The following is a 22,255-nucleotide window of genomic DNA, read 5'->3' on the forward strand; positions in this document are numbered from 1 at the left end:
TTAAGCACGCCCGTCGCGGGCGCGCCCGCGACGGCTCAGGCGTGGCCGGCCTTGTGGCGCAGGTCGTCGATCCGCTTCGAGGCCTCGGCCTTGTCGAGGTCGGGATCGAACGCCTTCGGCTCCTTCGCCTCCTCCGACAGCGTCTTCAGATAGGAGGCCTGCGCGCCGGTCATCGGCTCGCCGCCGGTCGTCCACTGATCCGGATCCTTGATCTGGTTCGACACGTCCTTCGGGTCGGTCTTGGGGTTCTCCGGGGCGTCCTGGCGCGCTCCGGTATCCCGATCCGCCTTCGACGTCGCCTTCGCGGTGGTGGTAGCCATGCGACTGATGTTCCCTGAATGTTCACGTCCTGAGGCATCAACGCACCCGGCCGCGCCGCGGTTCCTGCCGAGGCGGCGGCGCCGTCGGGCGCGGCGATCTTCCCTTCCGCGCGCCCGCTGCTCATGATCGCGACGCGCGGCGCCCCGGCGCGCCTCGGAGGCACGGTGATCCGGATGACGTCCCAATCAGAGCCGACACCCGAGGTCGGGACGGCCGCGCAGGTGCTCGTGGTCATGGGCGTCTCGGGCTCCGGGAAGAGCACCGTGGCGGCGCTGATCGCCGAGAAGCTCGGCTGGATCTTCGTGGACGGCGACAGCTTTCACACGCCGGAGCACGTGGCGAAGATGCACGCGGGCCACGCCCTCGACGACGCGGACCGCGCGCCCTGGCTCGCCCGGATCGCGACCTGGATCCAGCAGCGCCTCGACGCCGGCGAGTCCGGCGTGGTCGTCTGCTCGGCGCTCCGGCGCGCGTACCGGGACGTCCTCACCCGGGGCAGCCGGCGGGTCCGCCTCGTCTACCTCGACGGCGACAAGGCCCTGATCGCGCGGCGCCTCGCGGAGCGCCAGGGCCACTTCATGTCGCCGTACCTCCTCGACAGCCAGTTCGCGATCCTCGAGGTCCCGGGCCCCGACGAGTACCCGATCACCGTCGGGATCCTCGAGCCACCCGAGGCGATTGCCGACCGGGTCGTGGCGGAACTCGCCGCCGCGGCGCGCCGGGATCCGGGCGGGGAATGACGTGATGACAGCAGAGACCGGCAAGGCCGCGGGGATCGCCCTGGTGATCTCGGACGTCGACGGCACCCTGGTGACCGGCGACAAGCGCCTGACCGCGGCGACGGTGGCGGCCGTGCGCCGCCTGCGCGCGGCCGGGATCGGCTTCAGCATCGCCTCGGCGCGGCCGCCGATCGGGCTGCGGAGCCTCGTGGCGGACCTCGGCCTCGACCTGCCGATGGGGGCCTTCAACGGCGCGAGCGTCGTCCGGCCGGACCTGTCGATCATCGAGGAGCGGACCATCCCGGAGGCGGCCGCCCGGTCGGCCCTCGACCGGCTCCTGGCGGAGGGGCTGGATGTCTGGGTCTTCGCCGACGGCGCGTGGTGCCTGCGCGACCCGGACGGTCCCTACACCGACCTGGAGCGCCGTACGATCGGCGCGGAGCCCCGGGTCGTGGCCGATCTCGGAACGCTCACGGGATCGGCCGCCAAGATCGTCGGCGTCAGCCGCGATCACGCCCATCTCGCGGCCTGCGAGACGCGAATCGCGGCGGCGCTGGCCGGCCGGGCCACCGTCCACCGCTCGCAGAAATACTACCTCGACGTGACCCCGCCCGACCTCGACAAGGGTCGCTTCGTCGCCTGGATGAGCGCGCACCTCGCCATCCCGCGTGAGCGGATCGCCACCTTCGGCGACGCCGGCAACGATCGCCCGATGTTCGCGCAGAGCGGCTACGCGGTCGCGATGGGCAATGCCGAGGCGAGCGTGCAGGCGTCCGCGAGCGCGGTGACGGACAGCAACGACGCCGACGGGTTCGCCCACGCGGTCGAGCGCTTCATCCTCCCCTGAGCATCGACGGCCGGCGCGCACCGCCCTGTGGCGCGCGGATCACAAGCGGGCCCGTCGCCCCGGCCGCCCACAGGCTGCCGAACCGGGGCCGCTTTCCGGCCTCATTTCCCCGTGACCTAGCTTGACCACAGAACAAGCAGCACCGGGTCTCGGAATGCATCGCCTCATCCTGGCCGCCGTCCTCGCGGTCGCGCCCGCCGCCGCCTTCGGGCAGGGCGCGCGCGACAATATCGACGCGTTGATCGAGCAGCAGGCGAAGGCGAACGGCGTTCCGGCGAGCTTCGTGCACGCCGTGGTCAAGCGCGAGAGCAACTACAATCCGCGGGCCAAGGGCGGCAGCGCGCTGGGCCTCATGCAGATCAAGCACGCGACGGCGCGCAGCCTGGGCTACACCGGCGACGCCGCCGGCCTGTACGACCCGGAGACCAACCTGCGCTACGGCGTGGCCTACCTGGCAGGCGCCTACCGCACGGCGAAGGGCAACGTCAGCCAAGCCTACCAGTACTACAACCGCGGCTACTACTACGCCGCCAAGCGCCAGGGCATCTCCAGCGAGGTCGCCTCGGTGGTGGCACCGGTGGCGGCGTCGGCCAGCGCCCTGGCGAGCCTGTTCGGCGGCGGCGTCGCCGACACCCGGAACAACCCCGCGGCCGCCGCCCTGGCCTACGCGCCCACCGCCGCCGCGGTGGCGGAGGTTCCGACCGAGACCGTCGAGGTGCCGCTGCCGCCGCGCCGGCCCGCCGCCCTGGCCGGCGCGACGATCGCGCTCGCCAGCCTGTCCATCGACCCGGCCGCCGCGGCTCCGGCAGCGGGCCCGGCCCCGGCCGCCGCGCAGGCCGCCGCGGCCCCCTCCGTGGAGGTGCCGCTGCCGCCGCGCCGGCCCTCCGCCCTGGGCAGCGCCGTCGCGGCGGCCGCGCCGGCGCAGATCGCGGAGCTCCGGCTCTCGCCGCAGCCCGAGGCCACCCCCGCCCCGATGACCCCCGCGGCCGCTTCGGCGCCGGCCACCGAGGCCGCGGTCGAGGCCGTCGAGGTGCCGCTGCCGCCGCGCCGGCCGTCGCTCCAGATGCTCGCCGCCGCCACGCCGCGGCGCGCGCCGGCCGCCGCGCCGGTGCAGGAAGCCACCGCCCTCCCGGTCGAGTAGCGCGCCTTCCGACCGGCGGCGCACCCGCCGCGGCCGCCCGGATAGGCTCCCTGCCCACACAAGGATCATGCCCAAGGCTTGACCATCGGGTCGATCCGCAACACATAGGCGCCACGCCAGCAACGTCGTCAGACCGGTACGGTACGGACCGGCGCCGCAAGACAGCGGCCGTACGCGGGTGGCGCACGACAGATCTCAGGGCAGGAAACGCCGGTCTACGCGCGCACGTTCGGGCAGCTTCCTGCCCGGCGGAACGCCAAAGCGCGATGGATCTCGAAGCGGCAGGCATGCAGGGCACGGACTCTGCTTTCGAGCTGGCAGGAAAGCGGACGGCGCCATGACCGGCGTGGTAGAACAGGAATCTCTCTTCCTCACGGACCTCGGGCGGCGCGTTAGACACGCGCGCACCGTGCGCGGGCTGTCGCGCAAGGTCCTGTCGCAGACCTCGGGCCTGTCCGAGCGCTACATCGCGCAGCTGGAAGGTGGCCAGGGCAACGTCTCGATCATCCTGCTGCGGCGGGTGGCCAACGCCATGGGCGTGCGGCTGGACGACCTGATCACCGGCAACGACGCCCTGCCCGACTGGCCGGTGGTGCGCGACCTCCTCGCCCAGGCGAGCCCGGCCCAGATCGTGGCCGCCAAGGAAGCCCTGTCGGGCGGCAGCCGGCCCGAATCGAGCAACCGGCCGCGCGTGGCGCTGATCGGCCTGCGCGGCGCCGGCAAGTCGACCCTGGGCAAGCTCGCGGCCGAGCGCCTCGGCTGGACCTTCGTGGAGCTCAACGCCGAGATCGAGCGGGAGAACGCCCTCTCGGTCCAGGAGATCTTCGCGATCTACGGCCAGGAGGGCTATCGCCGCCTGGAGCAGGCGGCCCTGCGGCGCCTCACCGAGCATCCCGGGCCGCTGATCCTCGCGACGAGCGGCGGCATCGTCGCGGAACCGCTCACCTACGATCTGCTCCTGCAGGCGTTCTACACGGTCTGGCTGCGCGCCCGGCCGGAGGAGCACATGAGCCGCGTCCGCGAGCAGGGGCACCTCGCCACGACCGGCGACCACGCCTCCGCGATGCAGGAGCTGCGCGCCGTGCTGGCGAGCCGCGAGCCGCTCTACGCCCGGGCCCCGGCCACGGTGGACACCTCCAACATCCCGGTCCAGGCGATGCTGGACCGCCTGACGGCGGCGATCGAGGCGCGGTTCGGGCAGGCGGTGCCGCTGGCGGACTGACCCGCCGTTCGCTGACAGCCACGCGGCCGATGCGACCTCCGGGCCGCCCCGGCCCTTGATCGCCGCGGTGCAGCGCACCACGCTAGGGCCGAACCCGCGGTCCGGCGTCGTCGCGGCCCGCTCCCGTCCCGGGCGGGCGCTGGACCGGCCCCGCCGCACGCGCGACCGGCCAACCCTGCGAAGTCCCGGACATGAGCATCCGCCTATGAGCGCCAGTCCAGCCTTCAATCACAAAGCCCACGATCTCGCGGTCGTCGATCCGGTCTGGTCGCGGCTGCGGGACGAGGCGGAGGACGTCCTGCGGACCGAGCCGCAGCTCGCCTCCTTCATCGTGGCGACGATCCTGAACCACACCACGCTGGAAGGCGCGGTCTCCCACCGGGTCGCGGCCCGGCTCGGGCACCCGTCGCTGCCGGCCGAACTCGTGGCCCACGCCTTCCACGAGGCGATCGCGGTGGATCCGGCGATCGGGCAGGCGTTCCGCGCCGATATCGGCGCGGTGATCGACAGGGATCCGGCGACGCTCCGGGCCCTGGAGCCGGTCCTGTACTTCAAGGGCTTCCACGCGCTGCAGGCCTACCGCCTCGCCCACCATGTCTGGAATCGCGGCCGGCGCGACCTCGCCCTCTACCTCCAGAGCCGGGTCTCGGAGGTGTTCCAGTGCGACATCCATCCGGCGGCGCGGATCGGGCGGGGCGTCTTCCTCGACCACGCCACCGGCCTCGTGGTCGGCTCGACCGCGGTGATCGAGGACGACGTGTCGATCCTCCACGCCGTGACCCTGGGCGGCACCGGCAAGCAGCGCGGCGACCGCCACCCCAAGATCCGCCGCGGCGTGATGATCGGCGCTGGCGCCAAGATCCTGGGCAACATCGAGGTCGGGGCCTGCGCCCGGGTGGCGGCGGGCTCGGTGGTGCTGCGGCCGGTCCCGCCGAACACGACGGTCGTCGGCGTGCCGGCGCGCGTGGTCGGCACCGCCGGCTGCGACGATCCGGCCCGGGCGATGGACCAGCTCGTCGCCCTCGACCAGTTCATCCACTTGGGCGACGGGATCTGACCCGGGGCCGTCGCGCTTGCCGCTCCGCCCGCGGCGTGGCAAGCCCTCGACCCATCCGCGGCGCCAGCGCCGCCAGGGGAGATCGACCAGCGTGACCAAAGCCGAGACCGCGAAGCTTCAGGATTATCTGCGCCGCAAGTTCGCGAACAACAATATCCGCCTCACCGCGATGAAGACCGGCGACTCCGCCGAGGTGTTCATCGGCGAGGAGTCGATCGGCGTGATCGCTGACGACAAGGAGGACGGCGACGATTCCTTCGTCTTCCGGATGGCGATCCTCGACATCGATCTCGAGGAAGAGGCCTGAGGCACCGCGCCTCGGCTGACCCCACCTCCCGGGCCGGGTCCCGCCGGCCCGCGCCTGTGCACGGATTAACGCTAACGGCGGGTCGTGCTTAACAAGCGGTAAACGGCGTGAGTACAGTGCGCGCAACCTGTATCAGGAGCGCGAATAATGGTTCTCACGCCCGTCGCCCTCGAGTCGATCCGGACCCTGTGCATCGGACTGGCGCTGTCCGGCCTGATCGCCAGCGCCTTCGAGCTGTTCGCGGCGCGGCGGGCGAGCTTCAGCCTGCTGGAGCGCGGCGGCCTGCCGGCGGTGGCCGCCCTGCCGATGCTGGCTTTCTCGGCGCCGTTCATCATCCTGCGCAACACGGTGCGAGGCCGGCGGATCGAGGGGCGTCCGATCCCGTTCGTGATGCTGGCGACGGTCATCGCGTGCGGCTGGAGCCTGCTCTCGGGCCGTGTCGCCCTCGACCTCGCCGCGATGCTGGTGGGCGCCTGAGCGGGCTCAGGGCTCGGCGGTGGCCACCTGCGCGGTGCCGTCCTTGCCCTCCAGGGACACCCAGGCCGCGCCGTCCTGGCCGGCCCGCTTGATGAAGTTGTAGCCGGTGCGGCGCCAGGAGCGGATCGCGTCGGTCTTGTTGTCGAGGATGAAGTCGCCGCGGTCGGTCCGGACCGTCAGCACCGCGTGGCCCTCGTTGGTCTCGTCGATCACCACGGTCATCAGCAGGGCGCGCCGCGGCAGGCCGCGCTCCACCAGCATCCGCCGCTTCAGCAGCTGGTAATCCTCGCAATCGCCGAACCCGTCATCCGGGAAGTCCCAGCGGTCGACGACGCCCCAGTGCGCCTGATCGGTGATCGGCCGGATGCGCGCGTTCACGCGGCGGTTGACGCTCTGGAGGGTTCGCCACACCGCCACGGACAGCGGGATCTCGGCCGGCTCGGCCGTGTCGACCGTGCATTCCTGGGGTGTGCGGGTGCAGAAATCCGTCCAGCCGGCGATCGCCCGCACCGTCCCGGTCGGTTCGGCGGCGGTCACCTGATCCGGCAGGACCAGCCGCGCGTGGGCGTGGGTCGTGGCTCCGCCCATCGCGAGGATCGTGCCCAGCAGGGCGAAACTGGCCGCCTGCCGCGCCCGGCACGCCGCGTGCGTCCACCCGCGCCATCGCAGCGGGCCGAAGACCTGACACGAGATACCGCCATCCGCGTGCCGCATGGTTCAAGCCCCCGCCGCCCGATGATGACGGAAGGGTGACACGGCCACGTGCGACGCACAATGGGTCAGGGCAAGGTCGATAACGCGCGGGGAGCCGTATCGGTTCCGATTTAAGAGAGTGTTGCATCCGCGGAGCTCGGCGAGAACGCATGCGCTCAGGGAATAGCCGCTCTGCGCCCTCTCGGAAGGCCTTGATTCAGGTCAGCTTTGCCGGCTTCTCAGAACGGCTCGCGCGGCGGATTCGCGGCGGGCCCGATCGAAGCGCGTGAAGCCGGCCAGCCCGTCGCGGACTGGGCCGCGCCCCAGGAAAGGACCCGCAATGCAGCCCGCCATCCAGCAGGTGATCAGAGCGCTCGCCGAGGATGGTCGGGCCGGCGCGATCAATATCGCGGAGCACGCGGTCGATTCCTATCTCGCCGACGCGCCGAGCGAGGGCGACAGGGCGCTGTCGCGGGACATCCTGGTGCGGGATCTCGCTAGCCTCCGGGGCGTCGCCCCGCATCTCGCGGCCTTCATCGGCCGGGTCGAGTCCTACGTGGCGAGCCTCGCCCGGCCGTCCCTGAGCCGGGCGGCCTGAAGCCGCGTCACCGGTTGGCGGTCGTGACCGGCGAGGTGACGCCGCCGAGGGAGACCCAGGCGACGGCGTCCTGGCTCTCGCGCTTGATGAACACGTAGCCGGTCTTGTGCCAGGGCAGGATCGCGCTGGTCTTGTTGTCGAGCACCAGATCGCCCCGGTCGGTGATCAGGGTCAGCACGGCGTGGCCCTCGCCTTTCTCGTCGATCACCACGGTCATGCGCATCGCCCGTCGCGGTAGGCCGGCCTCGGCCAGCAGGTGGCGCTTGAGCAGCTGGAAGTCCTCGCAGTCGCCGATGCCGTCCTCGGCCAGGTCCCAGCGGTCGGCCACGTGCAGGTGGTCCTGGTCGGTCATCGGCTCGACCGCCTTGTTGACCCGCCGGTTCACCGACACGATCGTCGCCCAGGTCGCCGGCGTCAGGCTGATCCGGGCCGGCTCGCCCCGGTCCAGTGCGCACTCCGCCGCGTAGGTCTGGCAGAACGTCACCCACGCCGCGATCGGCTTGGCGTCGCCCAGGATCTTGGCGCCCACGTCCGCGGGCAGGCTCGCCAGCGTCTGCGCCTGAACCGGAGCGGCGAGGCCGAGCAGCGTCGCCGCTCCGACCAGCATCCCCCGAACCGTCCTGAGAAGCCCCGCGCCCATCGAACCCGTCCCCGTTGTTGAGGACAGGATTGCGCCGCAGAGCCTCCGCGGCGCTGAAGCGGATGCGCGCAATTTTATCGATCCGCCGGTGCGGGCCCGGTCACGCGCGACAGCGTCGACGGGAGGCTTGAGAACCCCCGTAAATCGCTGGCTTCGGCTTCGGAAACCGGAAACCTTGAGGGTTCGTCACCCGCGGACCTGAGCCGTCAGGTGCGCCGCCGTCTTTGCGAGCAGCACGAGGCGACCCAGGACTGCGCCACGCCGACCGATGTCGCGCTGCCCTGGGTCGCCTCGCTGCGCGCGCGATGACGGGGCGGGAACGCTCACCCCGCCGTCTGGTCGAGCTTGCGCTCGGCCTCGCCCTTCAGCTCCGGGAAGTCCGCCTGCGTGTACGCGCGGCCCCGGTGCGGGTCCTCGGTGATGCCCTCGTGCTCCAGGCGGCGCAGCTGCACCCGCCGGATCTTGCCCGAGATCGTCTTGGGCAGGTCGGTGACGAACTCGAGCCCGCGCAGGCGCTTGAAGGTCGCGAGCCGGGCGTTGGTGAAGCGGAAGATGTCGAGCGCCGTCTCGGGCCCCGGGCTGGCTCCGGCCACGAGGGACACGTAGGCCTTCGGGATGGTGTGGCGCATCGGATCGGGCACCGGCACCACGGCCGCCTCGGCCACGGCCGGGTGCTCGATCAGCACGCTCTCCAGCTCGAAGGGGCTGATCCGGTAGCCCGACGACTTGAACACGTCGTCGGCGCGGCCCACGAACGTGTAGCAGCCCTGCTCGTCCACGAAGGCGACGTCGCCGGTGTGGTAGAGGTCACCCTCCGCCCCCGATAGGCGGCCCTGGCCGTCGTCGTAGCCCTGCATCAGGCCGGCGGGGCGGTGGGCCCCGAGTTCGAGGCAGACCTCGCCCTCCGCGGCCGGCTGGCCGTCGAGGTCGAGGACGCGCACCCGGTAGCCCGGGAGGGGCCGCCCCAGGGCGCCCGGCACCACCGGCTGCCCCGGCGTGTTGGCCATGAGCGCGGTGGTCTCGGTCTGGCCGTAGCCGTCGCGGATCGTGAGGCCCCAGGCGGTCTTCACGCGCTCGATCACCTCGGGATTCAAGGGCTCGCCCGCCGCGCAGACCTCGCGCAGGGCGAGACGCTTCCCGGTCAGGTCCTCCTGGATGATCATCCGCCAGACGGTCGGCGGCGCGCAGAGCGTGGTGGCGCCGGTGCGCTCCAGCTGCGCCAGCAGCGCGGCCGCGTTGAACGGCGCCTGGTTGATCACCAGGATCGTCGCCCCGGCGTTCCAGGGCGCGAAGAGCGAGGACCACGCGTGCTTCGCCCAGCCCGGCGAGGAGACGTTGCAGTGCACGTCCCCCGGCTGCAGCCCGAGCCAGTACATCGTCGAGAGCGCCCCCACCGGGTAGGAGCGGTGGCTGTGGCGCACCAGCTTCGGCTTCGCCGTGGTGCCGGAGGTGAAGTAGAGGAGCAGCGGGTCGTCGGCGCCGGTGGGACCGTCGGGCGCGAAGGTCTCGGCCGCCCCGAACGCGTCGTCGTAGGCCGCCCAGCCCTCCGTCGGAGCCCCGGTGACGAGGCGGACGGCGCCGCCCGTGTCGAGGCCGGCGAACCGCGCGATCTGCTCCGGTCCGGCCACGATCGCGCGCGGGCGCCCGCGGGCGAGGCGGTCGGCGAGCTCGTCGGCGGTGAGCAGCGTGGTCGCCGGGATGACCACCGCGCCGAGCTTCATCGCGGCCAGCATGGTCTCCCACAGGGCCGGCACGTTGCCGAGCAGCAGGAGCAGGTGGTCGCCGCGCTTCAGGCCCAGCTGCCGCAGGTGGTTGGCCACCTGGTCGGAGCGGCGGGCGAGCTCGCCGAAGGTGAGGCTCTGCTCGGCCCCGCTGCCGGCCTCGACGATCCGCAGGGCGGCGCGGTCGCGGCTCTCGGGACCCGCGAGGACGGCGTCGAACCAGTCGAGCGCCCAGTTGAACGGCACCGGGTCCGGCCACGCGAAGGCCGAGACGGCGGCGGCGTAGTCGGTGCGATGGGCCAGCAGAAGGTCGCGGGCCTCCCGGAAGCTCGGCATGGTCGTTCCCCTCCCCGTCTCATAGTCTTGCTTCCCGCCCCCTCCACCGGGGCGGGCCGCGTTCAGGTGTTCTCGAACCGGGGCGGCCGCTTCTCCACGAAGGCGGCCATGCCCTCCTTCTGGTCCTTGGTGGCGAACATCGCGTGGAAGACCCGCCGCTCGAACCGGATCCCCTCGGTCAGCGTGGTCTCGTAGGACCGGTTGACCGCCTCCTTGGTCATCATGGCGATCGGCAGCGACATCGACGCGATCGTCTCGGCCGCCTTCAGCGCCTCGTCGAGGAGCTGGTCCGCGGCGATCACCCGCGAGACGAGGCCGGCGCGCTCGGCCTCGGCGGCGTCCATCATCCGGCCGGTCAGGCACATCTCCATGGCCTTGGCCTTGCCGACGAAGCGGGTCAGCCGCTGGCTGCCGCCGATCCCCGGCATCACGCCGAGCTTGATCTCGGGCTGGCCGAACTGCGCCGTGTCGGCCGCCAGGATGATGTCGCACATCATGGCGAGCTCGCAGCCGCCGCCCAGCGCGTAGCCCGCCACCGCGGCGATGATCGGCTTGCGCACCGCGACGAAGCGGTCCCAGTCGGCGAACCGGTCGCCGGCGTACATCTCCGCGTAGGTGGCGTGCTGCATCTCCTTGATGTCGGCGCCGGCCGCGAAGGCCTTGGCCGAGCCGGTGAGGACGATGCAGCCGATCCCCGGATCGGCATCGGCCTCGGTGGCCGCCCGGATCACCTCCCGGGTGAGCTGCGCGTTGAGGGCGTTCAGCGCCTTCGGCCGGTTGAGGGTGATCAGCAGGACGCGCCCGCGCGTCTCCGTCAGGATCGTCTCGTACGTGTCGCTCACGACTCGCCTCCCTGCCCGCGGAGCATACGGATGATCGCGGAAAAGTCCTCTCCCCCGTGGCCCGCGCTCTCGAACAATCCGTAGATCTGCGCCGCCTCGGCACCGAGCGGCGTCGCGGCGCCGGAGGCGAGTGCCGCGGCCTGGGCGAGCCGGAGGTCCTTGAGCATCAGCGCGGCGGCGAAGCCCGGCTTGTAGCCGTTGTTGGCCGGCGAGGTCGGCACCGGTCCCGGCACCGGGCAGTAGGTGGTCAGCGACCAGCACTGTCCCGAGGAGACCGAGGCCACGTCGTAGAGCGCCTGGTGCGACAGCCCGAGCTTCTCGCCGAGCGCGAAGGCCTCGCTGACGCCGATCATCGAGATGCCGAGGATCATGTTGTTGCAGATCTTGGCCGCCTGCCCGGCGCCGGCATCGCCGCAATGGAACACGTTCTTGCCCATCGCCTTGAGCAGTGGCTCGGCCCGCGAGAACGCCGCCGCGGCGCCGCCCGCCATGAAGGTCAGCGTCCCGGCCTTGGCGCCGCCGGTCCCGCCGGAGACCGGCGCGTCGACCGACAGGCAGCCCCGCGCCTCCGCGAGGGCGTGGGCCCTGTGGGCGCTCTCCACGTCGACCGTCGAGGAATCGATCAGCAGCGTGCCGGCGGGCAGCGCCTCGGCGAGCCGCGTCCAGACTTCGACCACGTGCCGCCCGGCGGGCAGCATGGTGATCACGACATCCGCCCCTTCGGCCGCCTCCAGGGCCGAGCCCGCGACCGCGATCCCCTCGGCGCGCGCCGCCTCCAGCGAGGCCGGCACCAGATCGAAGCCGCGCACCGTATGGCCCACCTTCACGAGGTTGGCCGCCATGGGCCCGCCCATGTTGCCGAGACCGATGAACCCGATGGTCTGCGCCATCCTGCTTCTCCCTGCTCTCCTCGCGCACCCTCACCTCGACGGCAGGCCCCGTCGGTCTGCACCGAGCGCGACACGCCCCCTCTCCCGTGCGGGAGAGGGTCGGGGTGAGGGATACGCCCTCTCCGGAAAAACCTGGTCCCTCACCCTGTCCCGCTCCCGCACGGGAGAGGGGACCCGCGCTCCGAAGGGATCCGGAGGCGCCCTTGAAGCGATGCGGGGACGCGCGATCTCACATCACACCGGCCCCGTGCGGGCGTCCGAGAAAACCGGCTCGGCCCGCTTCTCCAGCCAGTGGGCGATCCGCGCCGGATCGACCGCGTCGAGGGTCGGCGGGTTCCAGCGCGGGTGCTTGTCCTTGTCGATCACCGCGGCGCGGATCCCCTCGCGGAAATCGCCCTCCTCCAGCAGGGCCAGCGACGCGTGGTACTCGCGTTCCAGGCAGGCCTCCAGGTTCGGGGCACCGCGACCGAGCCGCAGCAGGCACAGCGTCAGGACGAGGCTCGACGGCGCCTTGGTCAGCAGGGTCTTCCGGGTCGCGGCCGCGAAGCCCGAGCCGTCCGCGTCGAGGGCGGACAGGATCTCGTCGACCATGTCGAAGGCGAAGCAGCGATCGATCAGGGCCCGGTGTTCCGCCAGCGGCGGCGGGCCCGGATCCTGCGCGAACCGGGCGATCGCGTCCCGCACGCCGTCGTGCCCGGCATCCGGATCGAGCGCCACGAGGGCGTCGATCAGGTCCGGCAGCCCGGCGGACGGCACCTGGGCGTCGGCCAGCCGGCAGAGCATCGCGTCGGCGGCACCGACCGGCTCGCCGGTCAGGCCGAGATAGGTGCCGAGCTCCCCGGGAGCCCGGGGCAGCAGCCACGTGCCGCCGACATCCGGCAGGTAGCCGATGCCGGTCTCCGGCATGGCGACGCGGGAGCGCTCGGTGACGATGCGGTGGGCGGCATGGCCGGCGAGCCCGACGCCGCCGCCCATGGTGATGCCGTCCATCACCGCCACGAACGGCTTCTCGTAATCGGCGATCCGGGCATCGAGCCGGTACTCGTCGCGCCAGAAGGCCTCGGCGAAGGCGGTGCCCTGGCTTTCGTACAGGCCGCGCAGATCGCCGCCCGCGCACAGGCCGCGCTCCCCCTCGCCGGTGAGCAGCACCGCGGCGATGCCGGGATCGGCGGAGAACTGGTCGAGGGCCCGGTCGATCGCCAGGACCATGCCGTGTGTCAGGGCGTTCAGGGCCTTCGGTCGGTCGAGGCGCAGGCGCCCAAGGGCGCCGACCCGCTCGACGATCACGTCGGTCATCGGCGCCCCCCGGTCAGCCCGCGGGCGATGATCAGCCGCATGATCTCGTTCGTGCCTTCGAGGATCTGATGCACGCGCAGGTCCCGGACGATCTTCTCCACGCCGTACTCGGCGAGGTAGCCGTAGCCGCCGTGCAGCTGGAGCGCCTGGTTGGCCACGTCAAAGGCCGCGTCGGTGACGTGGCGCTTGGCCATGGCGCAGAGCTGCGTCGCGGCCGGGTCCTTCGCGTCGAGCGCGGCGGCCGCGTGGCGCAGGAAGGTGCGCGACACCTCCAGGCTGGTCGCCATGTCGGCGAGCCGGAACTGCAGCGCCTGGAAGTCGGTGAGCTTCGCCCCGAAGGCGCGCCGGTCGCCCATGTAGGCGAGCGCCTTGTCGAGGGCCGCCTGCGCGCCGCCGAGCGAGCAGGCCGCGATGTTGAGCCGACCCCCGTCGAGACCGCTCATGGCGATCTTGAAGCCCTGGCCCTCGGCGCCGAGACGGTTCGCCACCGGCACGCGGCAGCCGTCGAAGCGCACGGCGCGGGTCGGCTGGGCGTTCCAGCCCATCTTGCGCTCGTCGGCCCCGAAGGACAGGCCGGGCGTGCCCTTCTCGACCACGACCGCCGAGATGCCCGCCGGGCCGGCCGCGCCGGTGCGGACCATGCAGACGTAGAGGTCGCTGGCGCCGGCGCCGGAGATGAACTGCTTCTCGCCGGTGAGCACGTAATGGTCGCCGTCCCGCTCGGCGCGGGTGCGGAGCGCCGCCGCGTCGGAGCCGGAGCCCGGCTCGGTCAGGCAGTAGCTGGCGATGCGCTCCATGCCCATGAGCGACGGCAGCCAGCGCTGGCGCTGATCGTCGCCGCCGTAGGCGTCGATCATCCAGGCGCACATGTTGTGGATCGACAGGAACGCCGCCACGGTCGGGCAGCCGGTGCTGAGCGCCTCGAAGATCAGGGTCGCGTCGAGGCGCGACAGGCCCGACCCGCCGACATCCTCGCGGACGTAGATACCCGCCATGCCGAGGGCAGCGGCCGCCCGCAGGGTCTCGACCGGGAAGGTCTTGTCCCGGTCCCAGTCGAGGGCGTGCGGCGCGACGTGCTCGGCCGCGAAGCCGAGGGCCATCTCGCGGATCGCGGTCCGGTCCTCGTCGAGCCCGAAAATCATGAACGCTTCCTCTGATTCGCCACTCAACCGCGCGAGGCTTGCACCTCCGCCGCATGAGTCGCGAGGTGCCCCCTCTCCCGAACGGGAGAGGGGACCCGCCCCCAACCTTGAGCCGTCTTGCTCTACCGCATCGTCGGGATGGAGAACTCCGCCCCGCTCTTGATGCCGCTCGGCCAGCGCTGCGTCACGGTCTTGGTCTTCGTGTAGAAGCGGATCGAGTCCGGCCCGTGCTGGTTCAGGTCGCCGAAGCCGGAGCGCTTCCAGCCGCCGAAGGTGTGGTAGGCGATCGGGACCGGGATCGGCACGTTCACGCCGACCATGCCGACGTTGACCCGGGCGGTGAAGTCGCGGGCCGCGTCGCCGTCCTGGGTGAAGATCGCGACGCCGTTGCCGTACTGGTGGGTCGAGGGCAGCGCCAGCGCCTCCTCGTAATCCCTGGCCCGCACCACCGAGAGCACGGGGCCGAAGATCTCCTCCTTGTAGATCGTCATGTCGGGCGTCACGCGGTCGAACAGCGAGCCGCCCATGTAGAAGCCGTTCTCGTAGCCCTGGAGCTTGAAGCCGCGGCCGTCGACGGCGAGCTGCGCGCCCTCGGCGACGCCCTTGTCGATGTAGCTCGCGACCTTCTGCACCGCTTCCGCGGTGACCAGCGGGCCGTAATCGGCCGAGCCGTCGTGCGACGGGCCGATCTTGAGCGACTCGACCCGCGGGATCAGCCGCTCCATCAGGCGGTCGGCGGTCTGCTCGCCCACCGGCACCGCCACCGAGATCGCCATGCAGCGCTCGCCGGCCGAGCCGTAGCCGGCGCCGATCAGCGCGTCGACCGCCTGGCCCATATCGGCGTCCGGCATGATGATCATGTGGTTCTTGGCGCCGCCGAAGCACTGGGCGCGCTTCCCCGTCTGGGCGGAGCGGACGTAGATGTACTCGGCGATGTGCGAGGAGCCGACGAAGCCCACCGCCTTGATGTCCTCGTCGTCGAGGATGGCGTCGACCGCCTCCTTGTCGCCGTTGACGACGTTGAGGATGCCCGGCGGCAGGCCGGCCTCCAGGAAGATCTCGGCGATGCGGATCGGCACGCTCGGGTCGCGCTCGGACGGCTTCAGGATGAAGGCGTTGCCGCAGGCGATCGCCGGGGCGCATTTCCACAGCGGGATCATGGCCGGGAAGTTGAACGGCGTGATGCCGGCGACGACGCCCAGCGGCTGGCGCAGGGAGTAGACGTCGATCCCGGGGCCCGCCCCTTCCGTGTACTCGCCCTTGAGCAGGTGCGGGATGCCGCAGGCGAACTCCACGACCTCGACGCCGCGCTGAATGTCGCCCTTGGCGTCCGGCACAGTCTTGCCGTGCTCGGAGGCGAGGAGCTCGGCCAGCGCGTCGTTCTCGCCGCGGATCAGCTCTAGGAAGCGCATCATCACGCGGGCGCGCTTCTGCGGGTTGGTCGCCGCCCAGGCCGGCTGGGCCGCCTTGGCGTTCTCGACGGCGGCGCGGAGCTCCGCCTTGCTGGCCAGCGCGACCTTGGCCTGGACCTCGCCGGTCGAGGGATGGAAGACGTCGGCGAACCGCCCGCTCTCGCCGCCGACGTTCTGGCCGCCGATGTAGTGCCCGATCGTGCGCATGTGCGCCTCCCTGTGATGTGGCGTTCGATTTTGGCGAACCCTATCAGGATCGCTTGAGCGATAAAGCCGGATGCGCTTACAGCCGTCGTGCATCGATGCACAGCGAGGGTGCGGCCATGGCCAGGACGGGGCCCAACTGGGACGACCTCCGCTTCTTCCTCGCGGTGGCGCGGACGGGAACGCTGAGCGCCGCCGGGGCCCGCACCGGCACCGAGCACACCACGGTCGGGCGCCGGATCCGCGCCCTGGAGGAAGGGCTCGGCGCCCGGCTGTTCCACCGCAGCAACCTCGGCTACGCGCTCACCGAGGACGGCGCGAACCTGCTCGGCGTCGCCGAGGCCATGGAGAGCGCGTTCCTCTCGGCGAGCGCCGCCACGGAGGCCGCCCAGGCGGTCTCCGGCACGGTCCGGATCGGCGCGCCGGACGGGTTCGGCAGCGTGTTCCTCGCCCCCCGGATGCACCGGCTCACCGCCCGCCACCCGGGCCTGGAGGTCGAGATCATGGCGACCGCCCGGATCTTCAGCCTGTCGAAGCGCGAGGCCGACATCGTCATCAGCCTCTCCGGCCCGCAGCAGGCGCGTGTGGTGGCGCGCCGCCTGACCGATTACCGGCTGCTCGTCTACGCGTCCGAGTCCTACCTCGCGGGGGCCGGTCCGATCGCGGAGGTCGGGGACCTCTCAGGGCACCCCTTCGTCGGCTACATCGAGGACATGCTGTTCACGCGCGAGCTGAACTACCTCGGCGCCCTGGGTCCGCCGGTCTCCGCGCGGCTGCGCTCCACCAACCTCCTGGCCCAGGTCCACGCGACGCTCGGCGGCGCCGGCCTCTGCGTGCTGCCGGCCTTCATCGCGGCGGCCCATCCGGGCCTCGTGCCGGTGCTGCCCGGGGCGGTGTCCCTGACCCGCTCATTCCACATGCACATCCACGAGGATCACCGGAAGGCGGCCCATATCCGCGCGGTGGCGGGGTTCATCGCGGGCGAGGTGGAGGCCGCCGCCGGCCTGTTCGCCGGACCGGCAGTGTAAGCGCCGGCAGTTTCGCCCGGCGGGCGCAGGTCCTAAGATCACCGTCCCGGCCGACCAGCAGAGGCGCCGGGTGGGAGAAGCAAGAGAATGGTCGCCTCGATCGCCCTGCCCCGGCTGATGCGCGTCGGCGCCGGCGCCTCGCGGCTCCTGCCGGAGGTGCTCGGCCAGCTCGGCCTGTCGCGGCCCTTCGTGGTCACCGATCCCTACCTCGCCGGCAGCGGCCGCACCGACACGCTGCTGGAGCGGCTCACCAAGGCGGGCGCGCGGGCCACGATCTTCTCCGAGACCGTGCCGGATCCGACCGTCGCCTCCGTGGAGGCGGCGCTGGCGGCCCTCCAGGCGGGCGATTTTGACTGCGTGGTCGGCTTCGGCGGCGGCAGCCCGATGGACACCGCCAAGGCGGTGGCGGTGCTCGCCCGCCACGGCGGCCACATGCGCGACTACAAGGCGCCGCGCCAGCAGGACGAGCCCGGCCTGCCGATTGTGGCGATCCCGACCACCGCCGGCACCGGCTCGGAGGCGACCCGCTTCACCATCGTGACCGACGAGACCTCGGACGAGAAGATGCTCTGCATCGGCCTCGCCTACCTGCCGGTGGCGGCCTTGGTCGATTACGAGCTGACGCTCACCAAGCCCAAGCGGCTCACCGCCGATACCGGGATCGACGCCCTGACCCACGCGATCGAGGCCTACGTCTCGCGCAAGTCGAACCTGTTCTCGGACGGGCTGGCGCTGCAGGCGATGCGGCTGATCGCCCCGAACCTGCGCCGGGTCTGGACCGATCCCGGCGACCGGGCGGCGCGCGAGGCGATGATGCTCGGCGCCACCCAGGCGGGCATCGCGTTCTCGAACGCCTCGGTGGCGCTCGTCCACGGCATGAGCCGGCCGATCGGCGCGCATTTCCACGTGGCGCACGGGCTCTCGAACGCGATGCTGCTGCCGGCGGTCACGGCCTTCTCGGCCCCGGCCGCGATCGACCGCTACGCCGCCTGCGCCCGCGCCATGAAGATCGCCGGCCCGGACACCGACGACCGCTCGGCGGTGTCGGCCCTGGTGACCGAGCTCGAGGCGCTGAATGACGACCTCGACGTGCCGGGGCCGCAGGAATACGGCATCGACCCGGCCCGCTGGGAGGCGCTGCTCCCCACCATGGCGGCCCAGGCGCTGGCCTCCGGCTCCCCGGCCAACAACCCGGTGGAGCCCAGTGCCGACGAGATCGTGGCGCTGTACCGGCGCGTCTGGGCGGGGTGACGACGGCGTCCCATCGGCGGACCGTGAGCGCCGTCGTCCGTGCGAGCGGAGCGAAGCAATCCAGCAGCGCTACGCTCTCCACGGTCGCGCAGCCTGGGTCGCTGCGCGCGCGATGACGGGGCGACCTACTTCGCCGCCGTCAACGGGCAGCCGCTCTCGGCCGCGGTGGCGAAGGCCTCCTTGCCGGGGATGGTCGAGATCAGCTTGTAGAGGTCCCACGGACCCTTCGACTCGGCCGGCTTCTTGACCTCGAACAGGTACATGTCGTGGACCATGCGGCCGTTCGGCTGCACGATCCCGCCATGGGCGAAGACGTCGTCCACCGGCAGCTCCTTGAGCTTGGCGTTGACCGCGTCGGTCTCGTCGGTGCCGGCCGCCTTGACGGCCTTCAGGTAGGACAGGACCGCCGAGTAGGTGCCGGCCTGGATCATGTTGGGCATCCGGCCGGTGCGCTTCATGTAGCGCTGGCCGAAGGCGCGGGTCTCGTCGTTGGCGTCCCAGTACCAGCCCTCGGTGAGCGTCAGGCCCTGGGCGACCTTGAGGCCGAGCCCGTGCACCTCCGAGAGGGTGAACAGCAGGGCCGCGAGCTTCTGGCCGCCCTCGACGATGCCGTACTCGGCCGCCTGCTTGATCGCGTTCGAGGTGTCGAGGCCGGCATTGGCGAGCCCGATCACCTTGGCCTTCGAGCCCTGCGCCTGGAGCAGGAACGACGAGAAGTCCTGGTTCGAGAGCGGGTGCCGGACGCTGCCCAGCACCTTGCCGCCGTTGGCGAGCACGACCTTGCTGGTGTCGGCCTCCAGCGCCGAACCGAAGGCGTAGTCGGCGGTGAGGAAGAACCACGTGTTGCCGCCCGCCCGGGTCAGCGCGCCGCCGGTGCCCACCGCCAGCGCCCGCGTGTCGAACGCCCAGTGGTAGCCGTAGGGCGAGCACGCCTTGCCGGTGAGGTCGCTGGTCGCGGCCCCGGTGGTGATGGTGATCTTCTTCTTCTCCTTGGACAGGCCCTGGACCGCCAGCGCCACCGAGGAGGTGGTCAGCTCCATGATCGCGTCGACATTGTCGCGGTCGTACCATTGCCGGGCGATCGCCGAGGCGATGTCGGGCTTGTTCTGGTGGTCGGCCGTGAGGATCTCAATCGGCACGCTGCCGATCTTGCCGCCCATGTCCTCCACCGCCATCCGGGCCGCCTCGACCGAGCCCTGGCCGCCGTACTCGGCGTAGAGGCCGGACTGGTCGTTGAGGACGCCGATCCGTATCGCGTTGTCCGAGAAGCTTCCTTGCGCGGCCGCCGGAGCGGAGCCGAGCGCGGTCCCCGCGAGAGCGGCCGCCATCACCGCGCCGCCGATTGTCCTGATCATGTCTCCCCCCGGTTCGCCCGAGTGCCCGCTTCTGAGGCGGTTCCGGCGGCACGATAGGGGACGACCCGGCGCCGCGCCACGGCCGAGGTCGGGCCGAGGCTGAAGGATTCCGCGGATTGTGACGCGATTCCGGTCGCCCCGTTTCCGGACCGGCGACAACGGCAGAGGTTATAATACCTTAACCATAATTACACGAATCCCCGCGCAGGTTCCGGTCATGGACGGCAATCCGGCCGTCTCCGGCGCGTGGCGATGCGATGAACCCAGCCCGTTTCGCCGTCCTCGGTATCGCCCTCGCGGCGGGGACCGGGGCGGCCTTCCTGATGAGCGGCGGCGACCCGCCACCGCCGCCGCCGCCGCCGAAGGCCGAGGCGCCGCCGCAGCCGACGACCGACGTGCTCGTGGCCGCCATCGACATGCCGATGGGCCAGGTGCTCCGGGCCGCGGACCTGCGCTGGCAGCCCTGGCCGGACGGCGCCGTGGCCAACGGCTACATGACCCGTACGATCAACCCCAAGGCCCTCGAGGAGACCGTGGGCGCGTCCGTGCGCTCGGGATTCCTGACGGGCGAGCCGATCCGCGCGCAGAAGCTGGTGCGCCCGGAGAGCGGGTTCATGGCGGCGATCCTGTCGCCCGGCATGCGCGCGGTCGCCATCGTCACCGACAGCCGCGGCACCAACTCGGCCGGCGGCTTCATCCTGCCGAACGACCGAGTCGACGTGATCCGCACCTTCCGCGACGAGTCCAATTCGCGGGCCAACAACAGCGACGTGCAGCTCTCCCAGACGATCCTGACCGACATCCGCGTCCTGGCGATCGGTCAGCTGGTCCAAGAGAAGAACGGCACCAACGTCGTCACCGGCGAGACCGCGACGCTGGCGGTCACGCCCGCGCAGGCCGAGACCCTGGCCCTCGCCCAGAAGGTCGGCGCCCTGACCCTGTCCCTGCGCAGCCTCGCCGATGCCGGGCGCCCGCCCGAAGCCACGCCGCTGGCCGACGCGCCCGCCGCGCAGATGCCCGAACCCGCCCTGACCGTGGTGCGCTTCGGCGTCGCGCGGCAGCAGACGCCGTGACCGCCATGACCGCTCCGCTGCCCGCCTCCCTGCCCGCCACGCTGCCCGACGCCCGCCCGCTGCGGCGCCCTGACCGCGGCCCGCGCCGCCGCTCGGCCGGCGCCCTCGCCCTGCTGGCCGCCCTGACCGGGCCGGCCCCCGCCCAGGACCGCCAGACCTTCGGTCCCGCACCGGTGCTGACGGTCGGGGCCGCGGAAGCCAACGCGACCCGCCGGGTCGAGCTGACCGCGGGCCGCTCCGTCATCGTCGACCTGCCGCGGGACGCCAAGGAGGTGTTCGTGGCCAACCCCGCGGTGGCCAACGCGGTGGTCCGCTCGACCCGCAAGGTCTTCGTGATCGGCATGGCCGACGGCGCGACCTCGATCTTCATCATGGATGCCGAGGGGCGCCAGATCGCCGCCCTCGACGTGACGGTGGCGCGGGACCTCAACCTCGGGACCCTGCGCGAGCTGCTCAACCAGAGCATCCCGGGCGGCCGTTTCGACGTGCGCTCCTCGGGCGCGTCGGTGCTCCTGTCGGGCTCGGTCAACTCCTCGGCGGACGCGCAGCAGGCGATCGACATCGCCAACGCCTTCGTGGGTCTGGGCGGCGGCGGGGCCGCCGGGCCGGCGGGCGCGGCGAGCGGCGGCGTCGCCGCCGGGTCGCGGGGCGCGGTGATCAACAACCTCACGATCCGCAACAAGGATCAGGTGATGCTCCGCGTCACCGTGGTGGAGGTGTCCCGCAACGTCGTGAAGCAGTTCGGGATCAACATGGCCGGCAATTGGTCGGCGCTGAACCCGGTCGGGAACCTGGGCCAGGCGCTCGTGAACGGCGGGACCGCGGCGGCCACGCAGGTGCCGGCGATGAACCCGAACGTGCTCACCAACAACCTGCCCTTCCCGATCAACACGAACACGCCGAGCGGGAATCTGATCCAGGCCTCCGTGCAGGGGGGCGGCTTCTCGCTCCAGGCGACCCTGAAGGCGTTCGAGCAGGCCGGCGTCTCGCGCATCCTGGCCGAGCCGACGCTGACCGCCATCTCGGGCGAGGCCGCCAAGTTCCTGGCCGGCGGCGAGTTCGCGGTCCCGGCCTCAGCGACCTGCGCGGTCGGCGGCGTCTGCTCGCCCGGCATCACCTACAAGCCCTACGGCGTCGCCCTGTCGTTCACCCCGACGGTGCTGGCCGACAACCGGATCTCGATCCGCGTCGCCACGGACGTGACCGAGATCGATCCGCAGCAGAGCTTCAGCTACGTCATCGGCAACACCTCGGTCGCGGTGCCGGGCACCCGGGTGCGCCGGTCCGAGACCACCGTCGAGCTGCCCTCCGGCGGCGTGATGATGACCGCCGGCCTAATCCAGCAGTTCAACAAGCAGGCGATCGCCGGCCTGCCCGGCCTGATCAACCTCCCGATCCTCGGCGCGCTGTTCCGCTCCCGCGATTACCAGCGCCAGGAGACCGAGCTGATGATCATGTGCACGCCCTACATCGCCCGGCCGATGGAGCCGAAGCAGGTCAGCCGGCCCGACGACAACTTCGTCGACGCCAGCGACGGCCAGACCGTGCTGCTCGGCCAGATCAACCGCATCTACGGCAAGGTCGCCCCGCCCGGCGCGACCGCCGCGGCGCCGCTCGGCCGCACCTACCGCGGCCGCGTCGGCTTCATCGTCGAGTAGCGCCCCGCCGCGCCTTCAGGATCGG

The 22,255-nt window shown here is 71.9% G+C and carries 22 protein-coding genes; 12 read left to right on the forward strand and 10 right to left on the reverse strand.

The annotated features are described in order from the left end of the window. Window positions 1-35: 35 nt before the first annotated feature. Complete coding sequence (locus tag LOK46_RS19975) at window positions 36-320, reverse strand: DUF3072 domain-containing protein (protein ID WP_273560083.1); 285 nt, start codon at window positions 318-320, stop codon at window positions 36-38. Between the two features lie 174 nt (window positions 321-494). On the opposite strand from LOK46_RS19975, the gene LOK46_RS19980 reads away from it, so the two are divergent. The 7 genes from LOK46_RS19980 to LOK46_RS20010 all read left to right on the forward strand — a co-directional run bounded on the left by LOK46_RS19980 (window position 495) and on the right by LOK46_RS20010 (window position 6,091). Further along, on the forward strand, window positions 495-1,061 hold the full coding sequence (locus tag LOK46_RS19980) for a gluconokinase (protein WP_273560085.1): 567 nt from the start codon (window positions 495-497) through the stop codon (window positions 1,059-1,061). Window positions 1,062-1,065: 4 nt separating this feature from the next. Continuing rightward, window positions 1,066-1,887 (forward strand): Cof-type HAD-IIB family hydrolase, encoded by an 822-nt coding sequence (locus LOK46_RS19985; protein WP_273560086.1) that lies wholly within the window; start codon window positions 1,066-1,068, stop codon window positions 1,885-1,887. Window positions 1,888-2,041: 154 nt separating this feature from the next. Continuing rightward, window positions 2,042-3,028, forward strand: a complete 987-nt coding sequence (locus LOK46_RS19990; RefSeq protein ID WP_273560087.1) for a lytic transglycosylase domain-containing protein — start codon at window positions 2,042-2,044, stop codon at window positions 3,026-3,028. Window positions 3,029-3,365: 337 nt separating this feature from the next. Next, a complete protein-coding gene (locus LOK46_RS19995; RefSeq protein WP_273560089.1) occupies window positions 3,366-4,250 on the forward strand; it encodes a helix-turn-helix transcriptional regulator in 885 nt (294 codons plus the stop codon). A 205-nt stretch (window positions 4,251-4,455) separates the two neighbouring features. After that, window positions 4,456-5,307 carry a serine O-acetyltransferase gene (gene cysE, locus LOK46_RS20000; protein ID WP_273560091.1) on the forward strand — a complete coding sequence of 284 codons (852 nt, stop codon included), beginning with the start codon at window positions 4,456-4,458 and terminating at the stop codon, window positions 5,305-5,307. A gap of 91 nt (window positions 5,308-5,398) precedes the next feature. Continuing rightward, on the forward strand, window positions 5,399-5,614 hold the full coding sequence (locus LOK46_RS20005; RefSeq protein ID WP_007565940.1) for a DUF3126 family protein: 216 nt from the start codon (window positions 5,399-5,401) through the stop codon (window positions 5,612-5,614). A gap of 147 nt (window positions 5,615-5,761) precedes the next feature. Further along, entirely contained in the window at window positions 5,762-6,091 is a 330-nt protein-coding gene (locus tag LOK46_RS20010; protein WP_020095662.1) for a DUF6949 family protein, read from the forward strand. A gap of 6 nt (window positions 6,092-6,097) precedes the next feature. On the opposite strand, the gene LOK46_RS20015 is transcribed toward LOK46_RS20010, so the two are convergent. Continuing rightward, a complete protein-coding gene (locus LOK46_RS20015; RefSeq protein WP_273560094.1) occupies window positions 6,098-6,805 on the reverse strand; it encodes a transglutaminase-like cysteine peptidase in 708 nt (235 codons plus the stop codon). 319 nt (window positions 6,806-7,124) lie between these two features. On the opposite strand from LOK46_RS20015, the gene LOK46_RS20020 reads away from it, so the two are divergent. Further along, window positions 7,125-7,382, forward strand: a complete 258-nt coding sequence (locus tag LOK46_RS20020) for a hypothetical protein (RefSeq protein ID WP_273560095.1) — start codon at window positions 7,125-7,127, stop codon at window positions 7,380-7,382. A 7-nt stretch (window positions 7,383-7,389) separates the two neighbouring features. Here the strand turns inward: LOK46_RS20020 and LOK46_RS20025 are convergent, their stop codons facing one another. The 7 genes from LOK46_RS20025 to LOK46_RS20055 form a co-directional block, all read right to left on the reverse strand. Next, a complete protein-coding gene (locus tag LOK46_RS20025) occupies window positions 7,390-7,989 on the reverse strand; it encodes a transglutaminase-like cysteine peptidase (protein WP_273560096.1) in 600 nt (199 codons plus the stop codon). 356 nt (window positions 7,990-8,345) lie between these two features. Continuing rightward, window positions 8,346-10,079, reverse strand: a complete 1,734-nt coding sequence (locus tag LOK46_RS20030) for an AMP-binding protein (RefSeq protein ID WP_273560097.1) — start codon at window positions 10,077-10,079, stop codon at window positions 8,346-8,348. Between the two features lie 62 nt (window positions 10,080-10,141). Next, the gene (locus tag LOK46_RS20035) at window positions 10,142-10,921 is read right to left on the reverse strand and encodes an enoyl-CoA hydratase (RefSeq protein ID WP_273560098.1); all 780 of its coding nucleotides are present in this window, start codon (window positions 10,919-10,921) and stop codon (window positions 10,142-10,144) included. Then, entirely contained in the window at window positions 10,918-11,811 is an 894-nt protein-coding gene (mmsB, locus tag LOK46_RS20040; protein ID WP_273560099.1) for a 3-hydroxyisobutyrate dehydrogenase, read from the reverse strand. The genes LOK46_RS20035 and mmsB overlap by 4 nt, the downstream gene beginning before the upstream one ends. Window positions 11,812-12,045: 234 nt before the next feature. Next, complete coding sequence (locus LOK46_RS20045; RefSeq protein WP_273560100.1) at window positions 12,046-13,107, reverse strand: enoyl-CoA hydratase/isomerase family protein; 1,062 nt, start codon at window positions 13,105-13,107, stop codon at window positions 12,046-12,048. Then, window positions 13,104-14,249, reverse strand: coding sequence for an isobutyryl-CoA dehydrogenase (locus LOK46_RS20050; RefSeq protein ID WP_273560101.1), 1,146 nt, complete (start codon window positions 14,247-14,249; stop codon window positions 13,104-13,106). Before LOK46_RS20050 ends, LOK46_RS20045 begins: the two co-directional genes overlap by 4 nt. A gap of 122 nt (window positions 14,250-14,371) precedes the next feature. Then, entirely contained in the window at window positions 14,372-15,868 is a 1,497-nt protein-coding gene (locus LOK46_RS20055; RefSeq protein WP_273560102.1) for a CoA-acylating methylmalonate-semialdehyde dehydrogenase, read from the reverse strand. Window positions 15,869-15,984: 116 nt separating this feature from the next. On the opposite strand from LOK46_RS20055, the gene LOK46_RS20060 reads away from it, so the two are divergent. Together LOK46_RS20060 and LOK46_RS20065 are read left to right on the forward strand one after the other, a co-directional pair. Beyond that, window positions 15,985-16,893: a LysR family transcriptional regulator gene (locus tag LOK46_RS20060; RefSeq protein ID WP_273560103.1), complete on the forward strand. Its 909-nt coding sequence runs from the start codon at window positions 15,985-15,987 to the stop codon at window positions 16,891-16,893. A gap of 87 nt (window positions 16,894-16,980) precedes the next feature. Next, the gene (locus tag LOK46_RS20065) at window positions 16,981-18,144 is read left to right on the forward strand and encodes an iron-containing alcohol dehydrogenase (protein WP_273560104.1); all 1,164 of its coding nucleotides are present in this window, start codon (window positions 16,981-16,983) and stop codon (window positions 18,142-18,144) included. A gap of 125 nt (window positions 18,145-18,269) precedes the next feature. On the opposite strand, the gene LOK46_RS20070 is transcribed toward LOK46_RS20065, so the two are convergent. Then, the gene (locus tag LOK46_RS20070) at window positions 18,270-19,499 is read right to left on the reverse strand and encodes an ABC transporter substrate-binding protein (protein ID WP_441011108.1); all 1,230 of its coding nucleotides are present in this window, start codon (window positions 19,497-19,499) and stop codon (window positions 18,270-18,272) included. Between the two features lie 257 nt (window positions 19,500-19,756). Between LOK46_RS20070 and cpaB the strand changes: the two genes are divergently transcribed. Together cpaB and LOK46_RS20080 are read left to right on the forward strand one after the other, a co-directional pair. Then, window positions 19,757-20,572 (forward strand): Flp pilus assembly protein CpaB, encoded by an 816-nt coding sequence (gene cpaB / locus LOK46_RS20075; RefSeq protein WP_273560105.1) that lies wholly within the window; start codon window positions 19,757-19,759, stop codon window positions 20,570-20,572. Between the two features lie 5 nt (window positions 20,573-20,577). Continuing rightward, entirely contained in the window at window positions 20,578-22,230 is a 1,653-nt protein-coding gene (locus LOK46_RS20080) for a type II and III secretion system protein family protein (protein WP_273560106.1), read from the forward strand. Window positions 22,231-22,255 lie beyond the last annotated feature (25 nt).

Source organism: Methylobacterium sp. NMS14P (genome assembly GCF_028583545.1).
Lineage (GTDB): Bacteria > Pseudomonadota > Alphaproteobacteria > Rhizobiales > Beijerinckiaceae > Methylobacterium.

What these genes read in the sequence shown, in the direction of transcription:
- LOK46_RS19975 (WP_273560083.1), bottom strand. Translation starts at nt 320, where the DNA reads ATGGCTACCACCACCGCGAAGGCGACGTCGAAGGCGGATCGGGATACC.
- LOK46_RS19980 (WP_273560085.1), top strand. Translation starts at nt 495, where the DNA reads ATGACGTCCCAATCAGAGCCGACACCCGAGGTCGGGACGGCCGCGCAG.
- LOK46_RS19985 (WP_273560086.1), top strand. Translation starts at nt 1,066, where the DNA reads ATGACAGCAGAGACCGGCAAGGCCGCGGGGATCGCCCTGGTGATCTCG.
- LOK46_RS19990 (WP_273560087.1), top strand. Translation starts at nt 2,042, where the DNA reads ATGCATCGCCTCATCCTGGCCGCCGTCCTCGCGGTCGCGCCCGCCGCC.
- LOK46_RS19995 (WP_273560089.1), top strand. Translation starts at nt 3,366, where the DNA reads ATGACCGGCGTGGTAGAACAGGAATCTCTCTTCCTCACGGACCTCGGG.
- cysE (WP_273560091.1), top strand. Translation starts at nt 4,456, where the DNA reads ATGAGCGCCAGTCCAGCCTTCAATCACAAAGCCCACGATCTCGCGGTC.
- LOK46_RS20010 (WP_020095662.1), top strand. Translation starts at nt 5,762, where the DNA reads ATGGTTCTCACGCCCGTCGCCCTCGAGTCGATCCGGACCCTGTGCATC.
- LOK46_RS20015 (WP_273560094.1), bottom strand. Translation starts at nt 6,805, where the DNA reads ATGCGGCACGCGGATGGCGGTATCTCGTGTCAGGTCTTCGGCCCGCTG.
- LOK46_RS20020 (WP_273560095.1), top strand. Translation starts at nt 7,125, where the DNA reads ATGCAGCCCGCCATCCAGCAGGTGATCAGAGCGCTCGCCGAGGATGGT.
- LOK46_RS20025 (WP_273560096.1), bottom strand. Translation starts at nt 7,989, where the DNA reads ATGCTGGTCGGAGCGGCGACGCTGCTCGGCCTCGCCGCTCCGGTTCAG.
- LOK46_RS20030 (WP_273560097.1), bottom strand. Translation starts at nt 10,079, where the DNA reads ATGCCGAGCTTCCGGGAGGCCCGCGACCTTCTGCTGGCCCATCGCACC.
- mmsB (WP_273560099.1), bottom strand. Translation starts at nt 11,811, where the DNA reads ATGGCGCAGACCATCGGGTTCATCGGTCTCGGCAACATGGGCGGGCCC.
- LOK46_RS20045 (WP_273560100.1), bottom strand. Translation starts at nt 13,107, where the DNA reads ATGACCGACGTGATCGTCGAGCGGGTCGGCGCCCTTGGGCGCCTGCGC.
- LOK46_RS20050 (WP_273560101.1), bottom strand. Translation starts at nt 14,249, where the DNA reads ATGATTTTCGGGCTCGACGAGGACCGGACCGCGATCCGCGAGATGGCC.
- LOK46_RS20055 (WP_273560102.1), bottom strand. Translation starts at nt 15,868, where the DNA reads ATGCGCACGATCGGGCACTACATCGGCGGCCAGAACGTCGGCGGCGAG.
- LOK46_RS20060 (WP_273560103.1), top strand. Translation starts at nt 15,985, where the DNA reads ATGGCCAGGACGGGGCCCAACTGGGACGACCTCCGCTTCTTCCTCGCG.
- LOK46_RS20065 (WP_273560104.1), top strand. Translation starts at nt 16,981, where the DNA reads ATGGTCGCCTCGATCGCCCTGCCCCGGCTGATGCGCGTCGGCGCCGGC.
- LOK46_RS20070 (WP_441011108.1), bottom strand. Translation starts at nt 19,499, where the DNA reads ATGATCAGGACAATCGGCGGCGCGGTGATGGCGGCCGCTCTCGCGGGG.
- cpaB (WP_273560105.1), top strand. Translation starts at nt 19,757, where the DNA reads ATGAACCCAGCCCGTTTCGCCGTCCTCGGTATCGCCCTCGCGGCGGGG.
- LOK46_RS20080 (WP_273560106.1), top strand. Translation starts at nt 20,578, where the DNA reads ATGACCGCTCCGCTGCCCGCCTCCCTGCCCGCCACGCTGCCCGACGCC.